This window comes from Pseudomonas canadensis (genome assembly GCF_000503215.1).
GTDB lineage: Bacteria > Pseudomonadota > Gammaproteobacteria > Pseudomonadales > Pseudomonadaceae > Aquipseudomonas > Aquipseudomonas canadensis.
Genome location: NZ_AYTD01000013.1, coordinates 1,121,495 through 1,135,650, shown reverse-complemented (window position 1 = coordinate 1,135,650; position 14,156 = coordinate 1,121,495). Strand labels below are relative to the sequence as shown.

The following is a 14,156-nucleotide window of genomic DNA, read 5'->3' as shown; positions in this document are numbered from 1 at the left end:
GTCCCTTGTAAGAGCCGGCTTGCCGGCGATGCGCGAAGCGCAGGTGTTTATTTTTTCAGGTCTTCGGCACCCTGCAACGGTTCATCGCCCAGCAGCAAGTCCTTGTCGTGGCTGACCTGTTCTTCTTCGAACATGCGCCAGGTACGGTCGCCTTCCACACCCAGCAACTCGACGAAGCGACGACCTTCGACCTTGTCGGTGACCTGGCCGATGTAGCGACCGGGTTCGCTGTCGCTGCGGGCCAGGTTGATCTTGCGATCCTTCTCCGGCTGCGTCGGGGAAATCAGGTTCAATTCCAGGGTGGTCGGGTTGCTGTTGCCGGTGAGGTTCACTTCGACTTCACCGGTCAGTTCATCCAGGTGCACCTTGGCGCGCAGTTGCAGGGTCTGGGCCAGCAGTTCGCGGTCCAGGGAGCGGTTGATGCCTTTGCCGGCCTCGTAGTAGTTGTCGTTGACCAAGTTATCCGGGTTGTTCACCGCGATGGTCACCATGGACAGGGTCAACGTCACCGAACAGGCCAGGATCCCAATAATGATCCAGGGCCAGAGGTGCTTGTACCAGGGGCTTGCGGCAGTGGCTACGGACATTGTTCTGCTCTCTTCTAACGAACTTGGGGGCCGATGAATCGGCTCTTGGCTTCAATATGGACGCTGGCGTCATCGGCATCGGTGAGGATGAATTTCACCTCGTTGGTACTCGACGGCAACTGTTCTGGGGCACTCGAGAGCTCGACCGGCATGCTGACGATATCACCAGCAGCGACCTTGATTTCGCGGCGACCTTGCAGCTTGAGGTCTGGCAATCCGGACGCATCGAGCACGTAGGTGTGGTCGCGCTGGTCCTTGTTCATGATCTTTAGGCTGTAGACGTTTTCGATGCGGCCTTCGGCGTTTTCGCGATACAGCACACGGTCCTTGCTCACGTCGAAACCCACCAGCGAACGCATGAAGAATGCTGCCACCAACAGGCTGATCATCGCCAGCAGCACCAGTGCATAACCAATCAGGCGCGGGCGCAGCTTGTGGGTTTTCTGCCCTGACAGGTTGTGCTCGGTGGTGTAGCTGATCAGGCCGCGTGGGTAGTCCATCTTGTCCATGATGTTGTCGCAGGCGTCGATACAGGCGGCGCAGCCGATGCACTCGATCTGCAGGCCGTCGCGGATGTCGATACCGGTCGGGCACACCTGTACGCACATCGTGCAGTCGATGCAGTCCCCCAGGCCCTGGGCCTTGTAATCGACGCCTTTTTTGCGCGGGCCACGCAACTCACCACGGCGCGGATCGTAGGAGACGATCAGGGTGTCCTTGTCGAACATCACGCTCTGGAAGCGTGCGTACGGGCACATGTAGATACACACCTGTTCGCGCAGCCAGCCGGCGTTGCCGTAGGTGGCGAGGGTGAAGAAACCGACCCAGAAATACGACCAGCCATCGGCCTGGCCCGTGAAGAAGTCGAACACCAGTTCGCGGATCGGCGAGAAGTAGCCGACAAAGGTCATGCCGGTGACAAAACCGATCAGCAGCCAGAGGGTGTGCTTGCTGAACTTGCGCAGGAACTTGTTGGCGCCCATCGGCGCTTTGTCGAGTTTGATGCGCTGGTTGCGGTCGCCTTCGGTAACCTTTTCGCACCACATGAAGATCCACGTCCACACGCTTTGCGGGCAGGTATAGCCGCACCACACACGCCCGGCATACACGGTGATAAAGAACAGGCCAAATGCCGCGACGATAAGAATGCCCGAGAGCAGGATGAAATCCTGGGGCCAGAAGGTCGCGCCGAAAATAAAGAACTTACGCTCCGGCAGGTTCCACCACACGGCCTGGTGGCCACCCCAGTTCAGCCATACCGTGCCGAAGTAGAGCAGGAACAGTCCGGCACCGCCGAGCATGCGCAAATTGCGGAACAGGCCGGTGAAGGCGCGGGTGTAGATTTTCTCTCGCGAGGCGTAGAGGTCGACAGTTTTGGCAGGCGGGGTAACGTCATGTACCGGTATTTGGTTGCTCATCATTGCATCCCACGGCGGTGGAGATTTGCCTCGGCCAGTACGTGCCAACCGGGGTCAAATTAGGGGTGTTGCAGTGGCCTAATGATACGCCCCCGATGGTGTGCAAAGGGTGCGACCTTTGGTCGCGTTGGGGGAAATCAATTGATGGTGTACGTGATCTGGATCAATTGACTTGGTAAGTATGGACGGTTTTGGTGGGTAAGCAGGTCATTCGTCCCATGGATTGATCAGTGGAACGCCGCTGGATTTGAAATCGCTGATGTTGCGCGTTACCACGGTCAGCCCGTGAACCAGAGCGGTAGCGGCGATCAGTGCATCACTTTCATTGGTCCGGTCAGGCACATGCAGATGTGCACAACGCAGGGCGACTGCGGTATCCACCGGCAGAATCCTGGAATCAAAAGCGGGCATTACATGGCGCTTCAGCCACGTTCTTAGCACCTTGCCTTGTGCCGGGTCTCGGCGCTCGATACGCAAGACCCCGGTCTCCAATTCTTTAAGCGTAATCGCAGAGATAAACATGCGTGGAGCGATGACACTTTTTGCCCATGCGACTACTTTTACGTCGGCGTGGGGTTTGCGAAGTTCAGAAATAACGTTGGTGTCGAGTAGATACATCAAGAGAGGTCCACAGGTCGATGAGTGATCACGGCGCGTTCGGTTTCGAAGTCGATATCGGCCGCTTCTGGCATCACTAGCAGATCAACGATGTCGGCATTGAGCCCTGTCAGTTTCTGGTAGTCCTCAATGCTTAGCAGTACATGGGCGGGCTTGCCGCGATCGGTGATAAAAACCGGCCCTTGGCGGGCGGCTTTTTTGGCACCACTTGTGTCTTGGTTGAATTCGCGGCTGGAAATAGTCGTGATGGTCATGGGGTACTCCCCCCTTCGTCAGGCTGGATGTAGTTACGTTACTACTTGGCTGTCAAAAACCGCAAGTATTAGGCTACAAGTGGTAGTGGGTTCCTGCTTACATAATCCCGAGAGCCAGAAAGAACAAAGCCCCGCCAGCTTTAGCTGCGCGGGGCTTTGATGTTTCAAGAGCTTACTGCTCTTCAGCCTTCTTATCCCCATGGGACAAGCTGTACACATACGCCGCCAGCAAATGCACCTTGTCATTGCCTTGCAGTTGTTCCTGCGCTGGCATCTGGCCCTGACGGCCCCAACGGATGGTCTGTTGCAGTTGCGCGAAGCTCGAACCGTAGATGAACGCACCTGGGTGGGTCAGGTCAGGCGCACCCATGGCAGGGGTGCCTTTGCCGGCCGGGCCGTGGCAGGCCACGCAGTTGGCGGCGAAGAGTTTCTCGCCGTTGGCCACATCGGCTTTCACGCCTTCGGGCAGCTTGCGGCCGTCAAGGTTGGTGACCACGAACGCGGCCACATCGCTGACGCCTTGTTCCTTGAGGATATCCAGCCAGGCCGGCATCACCGCATGGCGGCCCTTCATGATGGTTTCCTTGATGGTGGCTGGCTCGCCACCCCAGCGCCAGTCGGCGTCGGTCAGGTTGGGGAAGCCATAGGCGCCTTTGGCGTCGGAACCGTGGCACACCGAGCAGTTGGAGGCGAACAGGCGGCCGCCCATCTTCAAGGCTTGCGGGTCCTTGGCCACTTCCTCAATCGGCATCGACGCGAATTTGGCGAAGATCGGGCCGAACTTGGCATCCGACTTGGCCATTTCCTTTTCCCATTCGTGTACGCCTGTCCAGCCGGTCTGGCCGTTGGCGAAGGGGGTTTGTTTGTCGGTGTCGAGGTAGTTGTAGCCCGGCAGCAGGCCCTTCCAGTTACCCAGGCCGGGGTACAGCGCCAGGTAGCCGAGGGCGAAGATGATGGTGCCGACGAACAGCATGAACCACCATTTCGGCAATGGGTTGTCGTACTCCTCGATGCCGTCGAACGAGTGGCCGACGGTCTCGTCGGTTTGCTCGGCGCGCTGGCCCTTGCGGGTCGACAGCAGCAGCCAGGTCAGGGCGAAGATGGTACCCAGACTGAGGACTGTGACGTACAGACTCCAGAACGTAGTCATTCTTTGTTACTCCTAGAAGCTTGCTCGACGTGCTTGATGGCTTCGGGATCATCCGCAAAGGGCAGCAAGGTCGCGTCTTCAAACTCCGACTTGCGCTTGGGGCTGAACACCCACAACGCCAGGCCGATAAAGGCCACCATCACTACAACGGTGCCCAGGCCACGAATCATCCCGATATCCATGAAGAGTCACCGTTTGCTTTTGATGATGGTGCCCAGGCCTTGCAGGTAGGCCACCAATGCGTCCATTTCGGTCTTGCCCTTCACGGCTGCGGCTGCACCGGCGATGTCTTCGTCGGTGTAGGGCACGCCCAGGGTGCGCAAGACTTCCATCTTCTTCGCGGTGTCCTTGCCGTCGAGCTTGTTTTCCACGAGGAACGGATACGCTGGCATTTTCGACTCAGGCACCACGTTGCGCGGGTTGTACAAGTGCGCACGCTGCCAGTCATCGGAGTAACGACCGCCAACACGGGCCAGGTCCGGGCCGGTACGCTTGGAACCCCACAGGAACGGGTGGTCCCACACGCTTTCGCCGGCGACCGAATAGTGGCCGTAGCGTTCGGTTTCGGCGCGGAACGGACGGATCATCTGCGAGTGGCAGCCGACACAACCGTTGGCGATGTAGACGTCGCGGCCTTCCAGTTCAAGCGCGGTGCGCGGCTTCATGCCCTCGACCGGCTTGTTGGTCACGTCCTGGAAGAACAGCGGAACGATCTGGGTCAGGCCGCCGATACTCACGGCGATGACCATGAAGAAGGCCAGCAGGCCGATATTCTTCTCGACTACTTCATGCTTCATCAGTGGGCTCCCACAACGGCGATCTTGGCGGCGGCTTCGGCTTCGGCAGGGTCCGAGGCACGCACGGTGCGCCAGACGTTGTAGGCCATGAACAGCATGCCGGCCGCAAAGAACGCACCGCCCAGGGCGCGGACGATATAGCCCGGGTGGCTGGCTTGCAGCGCTTCGACAAAGGAGTAGGTGAGGGTGCCGTCATCGTTGATCGCACGCCACATCAGGCCCTGGGTGATGCCGTTGACCCACATCGAGGCGATGTAGAGCACGGTGCCGATGGTGGCCAGCCAGAAGTGGGTGTTGATCAGTGCGACGCTGTGCATCTGCACGCGGCCGAACAGTCGGGGGATCATGTGGTAGATCGCACCGATGGAAATCATCGCCACCCAGCCGAGAGCGCCGGCGTGTACGTGGCCGATGGTCCAGTCGGTGTAGTGGGACAGCGAGTTGACGGTCTTGATCGCCATCATCGGCCCTTCGAAGGTCGACATGCCGTAGAACGCCAGCGATACCACCAAAAAGCGCAGGATCGGGTCGGTGCGCAATTTATGCCAGGCGCCCGACAGGGTCATCATGCCGTTGATCATGCCGCCCCAGCTCGGGGCCAGCAGGATGATCGACATCGCCATGCCCAGCGACTGCGCCCAATCCGGCAGCGCGGTGTAGTGCAAATGGTGCGGACCGGCCCAGATGTACAGGGTGATCAGCGCCCAGAAGTGCACGATGGACAAACGGTACGAGTAAATAGGACGTTCGGCCTGTTTCGGCACGAAGTAGTACATCATCCCCAGGAAACCGGTGGTCAGGAAGAAACCCACGGCGTTGTGGCCGTACCACCATTGGATCATCGCATCCGTGGCCCCGGCGTAGGCCGAGTAGGACTTGAACAGGTTCACCGGCAACGATGCATGGTTGACGATGTGCAGCATCGCCGTCACCAGGATGAACGCGCCGTAGAACCAGTTGCCCACGTAGATGTGCTTGGTCTTGCGCTTGACGATGGTGCCGAAGAACACCACGGCATAGGTCACCCACACGATGGCGAGCAAAATGGCGATCGGCCATTCCAGCTCGGCGTATTCCTTGGTGGTGGTGTACCCCAGCGGCAGGGTGACGATGGCGCTCACGATCACCGCTTGCCATCCCCAGAAGGTGAAGGCCGCGAGGCTGTCGGAGATCAGTCGCGTCTGGCAGGTTCGCTGCACGACATAGTAGGAGGTGGCAAACAATGCACATCCGCCGAAGGCGAAGATCACCAGGTTGGTGTGCAGCGGGCGCAGGCGGCCAAAGGTCGTCCATGGCAAACCGAAATTCAATTCCGGCCAAACCAGTTGCGAGGCGATGAACACCCCGAGCCCCATGCCAAGGATCCCCCAGACCACCGTCATGATGGCGAACTGGCGGACTACCTTATAGTTATAAGCAGTCGGACTGATTGCTGTGCTCATTCTAAGGTTCCACGGTTTAGGTTTTTTTATAGGTAAAATCGGCCGCAAGTATGTAGAAAGCGAGGGGCCATTGCAACGCAATGGCTGACCTGTATCAATGCGTTCCACGCCAGATTCTGCGCCCTTTCCATGTTTTGCGTAGGGACAAAATCAGAAATCGAAAGCTGATCGAGTGGACAGGAAAATTTTGGGGTCGCAACGAATGTCGTTGCGTACGCCAGGATCGGTCCGCTGTGGGAACAAGCGTAGACCCGAAAGTGAGGGGGGGAAAGGTGTGCTTTGGAAGGGTGCGACACTTGGTCGCGCAGCTAGGTTGAGCTGCCGCCCCAGATTGGGGCAGCAGCTCAGAGGTTACTCAGGTTGGCTGTCTGGCGTTGCACCATCAGCGGTGTGGGACAAGCTGTAAACATAGGCCGCCAACAAGTGCACCTTGTCATTGCCTTGCAGCACTTCCTGCGCGGGCATCTGGCCCTGGCGGCCATGGCGGATAGTCTGCTGCAACTGCGCAAGGCTGGTGCCGTAGATATAGCCGGCCGGTTTGGTCAGGTCGGGCGCGCCCATGGCCTCCATGCCGTGGCCTTCCGGGCCGTGGCAGGCGACACAGGTAGTGCTGAACGCCGCCTGGCCTGCTGCCAGGTCTGCGGTGCTGTTGGCCGGCAAGGGCAGTTTGGCCACGTCGTGACGAACATAGGCCGCGACGTTTTTCACGCCTTCATCGCCAAGCATGTCACCCCACGCCGGCATCGCCGCGTGGCGGCCGTTCAGGATGGTGGTCTTGATCGCTTCGGCCGAGCCGCCCCAGCGCCAGATGTTGTCCGCCAGGTTCGGGAAGCCAAACGCGCCCTTGGCATCCGATCCGTGGCACACCGCGCAGTTGGAGGCAAACAGGCGACCGCCCATTTTCAGCGCCTGCGGGTCTTTGGCGACTTCTTCTACGGGCATGGCCGAGAATTTGGCGAAGATCGGCCCGAACTTGGCGTCGGCCTTGGCCATTTCCTTGTCCCATTCCTTGGTCTGGGTCCAGCCGTCTTCATAGCCCGGCAACACGCCTTTCCAGTTGCCCAGGCCCGGGTAGAGGATCAAATAGCCGACCGCAAACACCAGGGTGCCGGCGAACAGCATGAACCACCATTGGGGCAGCGGGTTGTCGTATTCCTCGATACCGTCGAAGGCGTGGCCCATGGTCTGGTCGACGCTGCCCTTGGTCTCGCCCTTGCGGGTGCCAATCAACAGCCAGGTCAGGCCGATCAGGCTGCCGAGTGTCAGTACGCAGATCCATGTACTCCAGAATAGGGTCATGGCCGAGTGCTCCTTATTGCAGGCTCTTCTTGAGCGTCGGATGGAGAAGGTTCATCGGCAAAGGGCAGCAGGCGGGCCTGCTCGAATTCCGCATTGCGCCGGTTGTTGAACACCCACAGCGATAGGCCGATAAAGGCGATGGCGACCACCAGCGTGCCAAGGCCGCGGATGGTGCCCGCATCGAATTCAAATCCCATGGCTCACCTCTTGCTCTTGATGGCAGTGCCGAGCACTTGCAGGTACGACACCAGCGCGTCCATCTCGGTCTTGCCCTTGAGGCTGGCCACGGCGCCACTGATGTCGTCGTCGGTGTATGGCACGCCGAGGGTGCGCATCACTTTCAACTTGGTCTCGGTGTGGCTGCTGTCGACGGCGGCGGTGACCAGCCACGGGTAGGCCGGCATTTTCGACTCGGGCACCACGTTGCGCGGGTTGTACAAGTGCGCGCGGTGCCAGTCGTCCGAGTAGCGCGCGCCAACGCGGGCCAGGTCCGGGCCGGTACGCTTGGAGCCCCACAGGAACGGGTGGTCCCATACGCTTTCGCCGGCGACCGAGTAGTGGCCGTAGCGTTCGGTCTCGGCGCGGAACGGGCGGATCATCTGCGAGTGGCACTGTACGCAGCCTTCGCGGATGTAGATGTCACGGCCTTCCAGTTGCAGCGCGGTGTAGGGCTTCATGCCTTCCACCGGTTTGTTGGTCACGTCCTGGAAGAACAGCGGGACGATCTGGGTCAGGCCGCCGATGCTCACGGCGAGCACCATGAGCAACATCAGCAGGCCGACGTTCTTTTCAATCGTTTCGTGTTTCATCATCGACTCCTCAGGCCATCTGCGCGGCAGCGGTGACTTCGGCAGGTTGCGCCGAACGCACGGTGCGCCAAGTGTTGTAAGCCATCAGGAACATGCCGCTGAGGAAGATGGCGCCGCCCACCAGCCGCACGATGAAGCCTGGATGGCTGGCCACCAGGGTTTCGACGAAGGAGTAGGTCAAGGTGCCGTCTTCGTTGACCGCACGCCACATCAGGCCCTGGGCGATGCCGTTGACCCACATCGAGGCGATGTAGAGCACGGTGCCGATGGTGGCCAGCCAGAAATGCGCGTTGATCAGGCCGAGGCTGTACATCTGCTCGCGGCCGAAGACTTTCGGGATCATGTGGTACAGCGCGCCGATGGAGATCATCGCCACCCAGCCGAGGGCGCCGGCGTGCACGTGGCCGATGGTCCAGTCGGTGTAGTGGGAGAGGGCGTTGACGGTCTTGATCGCCATCATCGGGCCTTCGAACGTCGACATGCCGTAGAACGCCAGCGACACCACCAGGAAGCGCAGGATCGGGTCGCTGCGCAACTTATGCCAGGCGCCCGACAAGGTCATCATGCCGTTGATCATGCCGCCCCAGCTCGGAGCCAGCAGGACCAGCGACATCACCATGCCCAGGGACTGTGCCCAGTCCGGCAGCGCGGTGTAGTGCAAGTGGTGCGGGCCGGCCCAGATGTACAGGGTGATCAGTGCCCAAAAGTGCACGATGGACAAGCGATACGAATACACCGGACGCTCGGCCTGCTTGGGCACGAAGTAGTACATCATCCCCAGGAAGCCGGCGGTGAGGAAAAAGCCTACCGCGTTGTGGCCATACCACCACTGCACCATGGCATCCGTCGCACCGCCGTAGAGGGAGTAGGACTTGGTCAGGCTGACCGGAATTTCCAGGTTGTTGACGATATGCAGGATGGCCACGGTGATGATGAACGCACCGAAGAACCAGTTACCGACGTAGATGTGCTTGGTGTTGCGCTTCATCACCGTGCCGAAGAACACGATGGCGTAGGCCACCCAGACGATGGTGATGAGGATGTCGATCGGCCATTCCAGCTCGGCGTATTCCTTGGAACTGGTGTAGCCCAGCGGCAAGGAGATCGCGGCCAACAGGATGACCAACTGCCAGCCCCAGAAGCAGAACGCGGCGATCTTCGGCGCGAACAGCTGTGTCTGGCAGGTGCGTTGCACCGAGTAGAAGGAGCTGGCGAACAGCGCACAGCCGCCGAAGGCGAAGATTACCGCGTTGGTGTGCAACGGGCGCAGGCGGCCGAAGCTGGTCCACGGCAAGTCGAAGTTGAGTGCAGGCCAGACCAATTGGGCGGCGAGAAAAACCCCGAGCCCCATGCCGACGATGCCCCACACCACCGTCATAATGGCGAATTGGCGGACCACCTTGTAGTTATAGGCGGTACTTAATGTAGTGTTCATGGTTCCCCATCCACGGTTCAACCCAAGCAAATGCGGCACTTGGGCTGGAGTTATAGGCAGACTAAAAAGCGAGGCAAGCATGGGCAAAGAGCACAAGGCCAGTATTGACGGGGATCAATGGGCGCAGTGTGTACAGGAACGCGGCTGGTTGTGGGATGTCGCGTCGAACGTTGCCGGACCTGAACCTGCGACGCTGATCCTGGCCCACGGCGCCGGTGCACCGATGGACTCATCCTTCATGAACGACATGGCTGCACGCCTTGCCGGGCATGGCGTCAACGTGTTGCGCTTCGAGTTTCCCTACATGGCCCAGCGCCGTGTGGACGGCGGCAAACGCCCGCCGAACCCGGCGCCGAAACTGCTGGACGCCTGGCGCGAGGTGGTGGCCGAGGTGCGACGTCATGTCGCTGGGAGACTGGCCATTGGCGGCAAGTCCATGGGCGGGCGCATGGCCAGTTTGCTGGCGGATGAGTTGGGTGCCGATGGGCTGGTGTGCCTGGGGTATCCGTTTTATGCGGTGGGCAAACCGGAGAAACCACGGGTCGAGCATTTGGCGGGATTGAAGACGCCGACCTTGATTGTGCAAGGCGAGCGGGATGCGCTGGGCAATCGGGCGGCGGTGGAGGGGTATGACTTGTCGCCGAGCATCGAGGTGATGTGGCTGGTGGCAGGGGATCATGACTTGAAGCCGTTGAAGGCTTCGGGGTTCAGTCATGAGCAGCATTTGGAGGCTGCGGCGGTGAACGTCGCCAGGTTTATTGGCGCCTGTTAGGGCTCTATCGCCGGCAAGCCGGCTCCTACAGGGGATTGCGTAACCTGTAGGAGCCGGCTTGCGGGCGATAGCGATTTACCGGTTAAAGCGCTCAACCAGCGAATACTGGGTATTCGCGGTGTGCGTCAGCTCTTCACTCAACTGCGCCGAGTTCAACGCCTGCTCTGACGTCTGGTCCGCCAACAGCGCAATGGTGCTGATATTGCGGCTGATCTCTTCGGCCACCGAGCTTTGCTCTTCAGTTGCCGCCGCGATCTGCGTGGTCATGTCGGTAATATGCGCCACCGCCTCACTGATGCCCACCAACGCCTGATCCGCCTCCATCACCCGCGCCACGCCTTCTTCGGCCTGGCGATGCCCGGCGTCCATGGTTTGCACGGCGGCGCTGGCGGTTTGCTGCAGCTTGGCAATCAGGGCGTGAATCTGCCCAGTGGATTCGGCGGTACGTTGCGCCAGTTGACGGACTTCGTCCGCGACCACCGCAAAACCACGACCCATTTCACCGGCACGCGCCGCTTCAATGGCCGCGTTCAGTGCCAGCAGGTTGGTCTGGTCGGCAATGCCCTTGATCACGTCGACTACGCCGCCGATCTCATCACTGTCCTTGGCCAGTTGGGTCACGGTCACGCCGGTCTCACCCACTGCAACAGACAGACGCTGAATCGCCTCACGGGTTTCCCCGGCGATATCGCGGCCGCGACCGGTCAGGCGGTTAGCCTCTTGGGTCGCATCAGCGGTGCGCTGCACGTGGCTGGCGACTTCCTGGGTGGTGGCCGCCATCTGGTTGACGGCGGTCGCCACTTGCTCGGTCTCGACGCGCTGGCGTTCCAGGCCGCTGGAGCTGTTATGCGCCAGGGTGTTGGACTGCGCGGCTTGGTCGTTGAGGTGTTCGGCGGTGTCCTGCAAACGCGTAAGGCAGGTCTTCAGACGTGCCTCCTGGCTGAGGATCGACATTTCCAGGCGCGCCTGGGCGCCACGGCTGTCGGTGTACATCTGCGCGATCAGCGGGTCAGAGGTGGTCTGCTCGGCCAGGCGCAGCAAGCGCTTGAGGCCGCGCTGTTGCCAGCTCAGTCCCAGCAGGCCCAACGGCACCGACAGCCCCGCCGCCAAGGCAAAGCCCCATTGGGAGGTGAGGGTGGCGCCGATCATAAAGCTCAACTGGCTCACCAGGATAAACGGCAGCCAGTCCTGCAACACGGGCAGCCACTTGTCCCGCTGCGGGATCGCCGACTTGCCTTGGTTGATGCGGTGGTAGAGCGCTTCGGCACGGCGGATCTGCTCGGCGGTAGGCTTGATGCGCACCGATTCGTAGCCGACCACCTGGTTGCCTTCGAAAACCGGCGTCACGTAGGCGTTAACCCAATAGTGATCCCCGGTCTTGCAGCGATTCTTGACAATGCCCATCCATGGCAAGCCTTGTTTGAGCGTGGACCACATGTGTGCGAACACCGCCGCCGGCACGTCCGGGTGACGGACCAGGTTGTGCGGGGCACGCACCAGTTCGTCACGGGAGAACCCACTGATCTCGACGAAGGCGTCGTTGCAGTAGGTGATAACGCCTTTGGCATCTGTGGTGGAGATCAACCGTTGCTGAGCGGGGAAGGTACGTTCGCGCTGGGTAACGGGTTGGTTATTACGCATGGTTGTTCAATCCGCAAGGCTTTCAGGGGTTATCGGCAGCAGTAGGCCATTGTTGAGGGCGATTTTTCGAGAGGCGACACGCCAAGGGCTGGCGCGCAAAAGCGACAGTATCTGCCAAGGCTCTAGGTCAAGGGAGTGGAAGATTTTAGGCGAGATTTCACTGAGCTTAAGAAATCTCATACAGAAAAGTGACAAGTTTTGCCTGAAGCACCCTTTTCCTTGAGATGAATAATGGCCGTGCCGACAGGAATATTCCGCCTTTTCCTAGACATAAATGACCGTTTGATAAAGAATGCACGGGACATTTTGTAAGAAAAATACCGTATTTTTCCCCCAAAAACGCCTCCGGTGTTTTGACTTTTTATAGCTGGAAGACTCTACGTCACTTTTCTTTCGAGCATGCTGCATCGAGGGTGCGAGGGCTGCAGCACAACTGTAGTGGCAATGCGTAAAGGAGTACAAAGTGACACTTGTTCCAGTCATTATCTGTGGCGGTTCGGGCAGCCGCCTCTGGCCGGTTTCACGTTCTGCGCATCCCAAGCCGTTTATCGAATTGCCAGATGGTGGCAATTTGATTCGGAAAACATATAGCCGTGCCTTGGCGTTGGACGCGGTGAGTGAAGTATTGACGATTACTAACCGTGATCTCTACTTCAAGACGCTTGATGAATATGGTGCTCAGGCGCCTCAATTCACGAACTTGAGTTTTGTCCTGGAACCGTTCGGGCGTAATACAGCAGCAGCAGTAGCATTGGCTGCCCTGGAAGTTGCACGCACGCATGGGCAAGATGCCATCATGCTGGTGCTGCCAGCCGACCACTTGATCGATAATCAGGCAGCCTTCGCCACCGCTGTTTCAAGTGCGTGCGAGCTGGCCAAAGATGGCTGGCTGGTCACGTTTGGTGTGAAGCCTGAGTATCCGGAAACCGGTTATGGCTATATCCAGAAAGATAGCGACAGCCCCTTGGGTAGCGGTTTCAAGGTCAAGCGTTTCGTAGAGAAACCGGACCTCGAAACTGCCCAGGGTTATCTGGCGTCGGGTGAGTACTTCTGGAACTCCGGTATGTTCTGCTTCCGCGCCGGAACGTTAATTGAACAAATGGCAGTGTGTGCACCGGACGTGTCCAGTGCCGTGGAGCTGTGCCTGGCGGGTTCTGGCACGATGACCGGCAGCAGTCATCGCAGCCTGCATCTGGAGCCCGAAAGCTTTGCCAACGTGCCTGATATCTCCATCGACTTCGCGCTAATGGAGCGTTCAAGCAAAGTGGCGACGGTGCCTTGTGACATTGGTTGGAGTGATATTGGCTCGTGGAATGCCATGAGCGAGTTGTCTGCGGCGGATGAGCAGGGCAACCGTGTCGAGGGTGAAGCCATTTTTCACGACGCGAGCAACAACTACGTACGCAGTCAGCGCCGCTTGGCCGCCTTGGTAGGTGTTGAGGACCTCATCATTGTCGATACGCCGGATGCCCTGTTGGTTGCGCACAAAGATCATGCGCAGGACATCAAGGCGATCACGGCGCAATTGAAGAAAAATGGTCACCAATCACACTTGGACCACACCACAGTAAGTCGACCCTGGGGCGCTTACACCACGCTGGAAGAAGGGCTGCGGTTCAAGATCAAACGTATTGTCGTCAAGCCACAAGGGTCGTTGTCGCTGCAAATGCATCACCACCGTAGTGAACACTGGATTGTGGTGAGTGGTATGGCGCGTGTGGTTAACAATGATCGTGAGTTCTTGTTGAACACCAATGAATCGACCTTTATTCCTGCCGGGCACACCCATCGCTTGGAGAACCCAGGTGTTATCGATCTGGTATTGATCGAAGTGCAGAGTGGCGACTACCTGGGGGAGAACGACATCGTCAGGTTTCAAGACATTTATGGCAGGGCCGGAGGATGAACAGCGCGCCTGCTTGGGGAAGCGCTAA

15 protein-coding genes are annotated in these 14,156 nt (G+C 59.3%); 2 read left to right on the top strand and 13 right to left on the bottom strand.

Annotated elements, in window-relative coordinates:
• Positions 1-47 precede the first annotated feature (47 nt).
• The 12 genes from U367_RS0114055 to ccoN (U367_RS0114000) all read right to left on the bottom strand — a co-directional run bounded on the left by U367_RS0114055 (position 48) and on the right by ccoN (U367_RS0114000) (position 9,809).
• A complete protein-coding gene (locus U367_RS0114055) occupies positions 48-587 on the bottom strand; it encodes a FixH family protein (protein ID WP_015885303.1) in 540 nt (179 codons plus the stop codon).
• A gap of 14 nt (positions 588-601) precedes the next feature.
• Positions 602-2,005, bottom strand: coding sequence for a cytochrome c oxidase accessory protein CcoG (ccoG, locus tag U367_RS0114050; protein ID WP_028617471.1), 1,404 nt, complete (start codon positions 2,003-2,005; stop codon positions 602-604).
• A gap of 207 nt (positions 2,006-2,212) precedes the next feature.
• Positions 2,213-2,623, bottom strand: a complete 411-nt coding sequence (locus tag U367_RS0114045) for a type II toxin-antitoxin system VapC family toxin (protein ID WP_028617470.1) — start codon at positions 2,621-2,623, stop codon at positions 2,213-2,215.
• Complete coding sequence (locus U367_RS0114040) at positions 2,623-2,877, bottom strand: type II toxin-antitoxin system Phd/YefM family antitoxin (RefSeq protein WP_010208555.1); 255 nt, start codon at positions 2,875-2,877, stop codon at positions 2,623-2,625. Before U367_RS0114040 ends, U367_RS0114045 begins: the two co-directional genes overlap by 1 nt.
• 172 nt (positions 2,878-3,049) lie before the next feature.
• Positions 3,050-4,027: a cytochrome-c oxidase, cbb3-type subunit III gene (gene ccoP / locus U367_RS0114035; protein ID WP_028617469.1), complete on the bottom strand. Its 978-nt coding sequence runs from the start codon at positions 4,025-4,027 to the stop codon at positions 3,050-3,052.
• Positions 4,024-4,209: a CcoQ/FixQ family Cbb3-type cytochrome c oxidase assembly chaperone gene (locus U367_RS0114030; RefSeq protein WP_003175465.1), complete on the bottom strand. Its 186-nt coding sequence runs from the start codon at positions 4,207-4,209 to the stop codon at positions 4,024-4,026. The genes ccoP (U367_RS0114035) and U367_RS0114030 overlap by 4 nt, the downstream gene beginning before the upstream one ends.
• A gap of 6 nt (positions 4,210-4,215) precedes the next feature.
• Entirely contained in the window at positions 4,216-4,824 is a 609-nt protein-coding gene (ccoO, locus tag U367_RS0114025; protein WP_003193167.1) for a cytochrome-c oxidase, cbb3-type subunit II, read from the bottom strand.
• Complete coding sequence (gene ccoN, locus U367_RS0114020; RefSeq protein WP_028617468.1) at positions 4,824-6,266, bottom strand: cytochrome-c oxidase, cbb3-type subunit I; 1,443 nt, start codon at positions 6,264-6,266, stop codon at positions 4,824-4,826. The genes ccoO (U367_RS0114025) and ccoN (U367_RS0114020) overlap by 1 nt, the downstream gene beginning before the upstream one ends.
• A gap of 351 nt (positions 6,267-6,617) precedes the next feature.
• The gene (gene ccoP / locus U367_RS0114015; protein WP_028617467.1) at positions 6,618-7,565 is read right to left on the bottom strand and encodes a cytochrome-c oxidase, cbb3-type subunit III; all 948 of its coding nucleotides are present in this window, start codon (positions 7,563-7,565) and stop codon (positions 6,618-6,620) included.
• Positions 7,562-7,762: a cbb3-type cytochrome oxidase subunit 3 gene (locus U367_RS0114010; protein WP_010208563.1), complete on the bottom strand. Its 201-nt coding sequence runs from the start codon at positions 7,760-7,762 to the stop codon at positions 7,562-7,564. Before U367_RS0114010 ends, ccoP (U367_RS0114015) begins: the two co-directional genes overlap by 4 nt.
• A gap of 3 nt (positions 7,763-7,765) precedes the next feature.
• Positions 7,766-8,374 carry a cytochrome-c oxidase, cbb3-type subunit II gene (gene ccoO, locus U367_RS0114005; RefSeq protein WP_017735321.1) on the bottom strand — a complete coding sequence of 203 codons (609 nt, stop codon included), beginning with the start codon at positions 8,372-8,374 and terminating at the stop codon, positions 7,766-7,768.
• 10 nt (positions 8,375-8,384) lie between these two features.
• Positions 8,385-9,809, bottom strand: coding sequence for a cytochrome-c oxidase, cbb3-type subunit I (gene ccoN / locus U367_RS0114000; protein ID WP_028617466.1), 1,425 nt, complete (start codon positions 9,807-9,809; stop codon positions 8,385-8,387).
• Between the two features lie 79 nt (positions 9,810-9,888).
• Here ccoN (U367_RS0114000) and U367_RS0113995 point away from each other — a divergent pair, with 79 nt between their 5' ends.
• A complete protein-coding gene (locus U367_RS0113995) occupies positions 9,889-10,581 on the top strand; it encodes an alpha/beta family hydrolase (RefSeq protein ID WP_028617465.1) in 693 nt (230 codons plus the stop codon).
• A 75-nt stretch (positions 10,582-10,656) separates the two neighbouring features.
• Here the strand turns inward: U367_RS0113995 and U367_RS0113990 are convergent, their stop codons facing one another.
• Positions 10,657-12,222 carry a methyl-accepting chemotaxis protein gene (locus tag U367_RS0113990; RefSeq protein WP_028617464.1) on the bottom strand — a complete coding sequence of 522 codons (1,566 nt, stop codon included), beginning with the start codon at positions 12,220-12,222 and terminating at the stop codon, positions 10,657-10,659.
• Positions 12,223-12,685: 463 nt separating this feature from the next.
• Between U367_RS0113990 and U367_RS0113985 the strand changes: the two genes are divergently transcribed.
• Positions 12,686-14,128 (top strand): mannose-1-phosphate guanylyltransferase/mannose-6-phosphate isomerase, encoded by a 1,443-nt coding sequence (locus U367_RS0113985; RefSeq protein WP_028617463.1) that lies wholly within the window; start codon positions 12,686-12,688, stop codon positions 14,126-14,128.
• Positions 14,129-14,156 lie beyond the last annotated feature (28 nt).

What these genes read in the sequence shown, in the direction of transcription:
- ccoG (WP_028617471.1), bottom strand. Translation starts at nt 2,005, where the DNA reads ATGAGCAACCAAATACCGGTACATGACGTTACCCCGCCTGCCAAAACT.
- U367_RS0114055 (WP_015885303.1), bottom strand. Translation starts at nt 587, where the DNA reads ATGTCCGTAGCCACTGCCGCAAGCCCCTGGTACAAGCACCTCTGGCCC.
- U367_RS0114040 (WP_010208555.1), bottom strand. Translation starts at nt 2,877, where the DNA reads ATGACCATCACGACTATTTCCAGCCGCGAATTCAACCAAGACACAAGT.
- ccoP (WP_028617469.1), bottom strand. Translation starts at nt 4,027, where the DNA reads ATGACTACGTTCTGGAGTCTGTACGTCACAGTCCTCAGTCTGGGTACC.
- U367_RS0114010 (WP_010208563.1), bottom strand. Translation starts at nt 7,762, where the DNA reads ATGGGATTTGAATTCGATGCGGGCACCATCCGCGGCCTTGGCACGCTG.
- ccoN (WP_028617468.1), bottom strand. Translation starts at nt 6,266, where the DNA reads ATGAGCACAGCAATCAGTCCGACTGCTTATAACTATAAGGTAGTCCGC.
- U367_RS0113990 (WP_028617464.1), bottom strand. Translation starts at nt 12,222, where the DNA reads ATGCGTAATAACCAACCCGTTACCCAGCGCGAACGTACCTTCCCCGCT.
- U367_RS0113995 (WP_028617465.1), top strand. Translation starts at nt 9,889, where the DNA reads ATGGGCAAAGAGCACAAGGCCAGTATTGACGGGGATCAATGGGCGCAG.
- ccoP (WP_028617467.1), bottom strand. Translation starts at nt 7,565, where the DNA reads ATGACCCTATTCTGGAGTACATGGATCTGCGTACTGACACTCGGCAGC.
- ccoO (WP_003193167.1), bottom strand. Translation starts at nt 4,824, where the DNA reads ATGAAGCATGAAGTAGTCGAGAAGAATATCGGCCTGCTGGCCTTCTTC.
- ccoO (WP_017735321.1), bottom strand. Translation starts at nt 8,374, where the DNA reads ATGAAACACGAAACGATTGAAAAGAACGTCGGCCTGCTGATGTTGCTC.
- ccoN (WP_028617466.1), bottom strand. Translation starts at nt 9,809, where the DNA reads ATGAACACTACATTAAGTACCGCCTATAACTACAAGGTGGTCCGCCAA.
- U367_RS0114030 (WP_003175465.1), bottom strand. Translation starts at nt 4,209, where the DNA reads ATGGATATCGGGATGATTCGTGGCCTGGGCACCGTTGTAGTGATGGTG.
- U367_RS0114045 (WP_028617470.1), bottom strand. Translation starts at nt 2,623, where the DNA reads ATGTATCTACTCGACACCAACGTTATTTCTGAACTTCGCAAACCCCAC.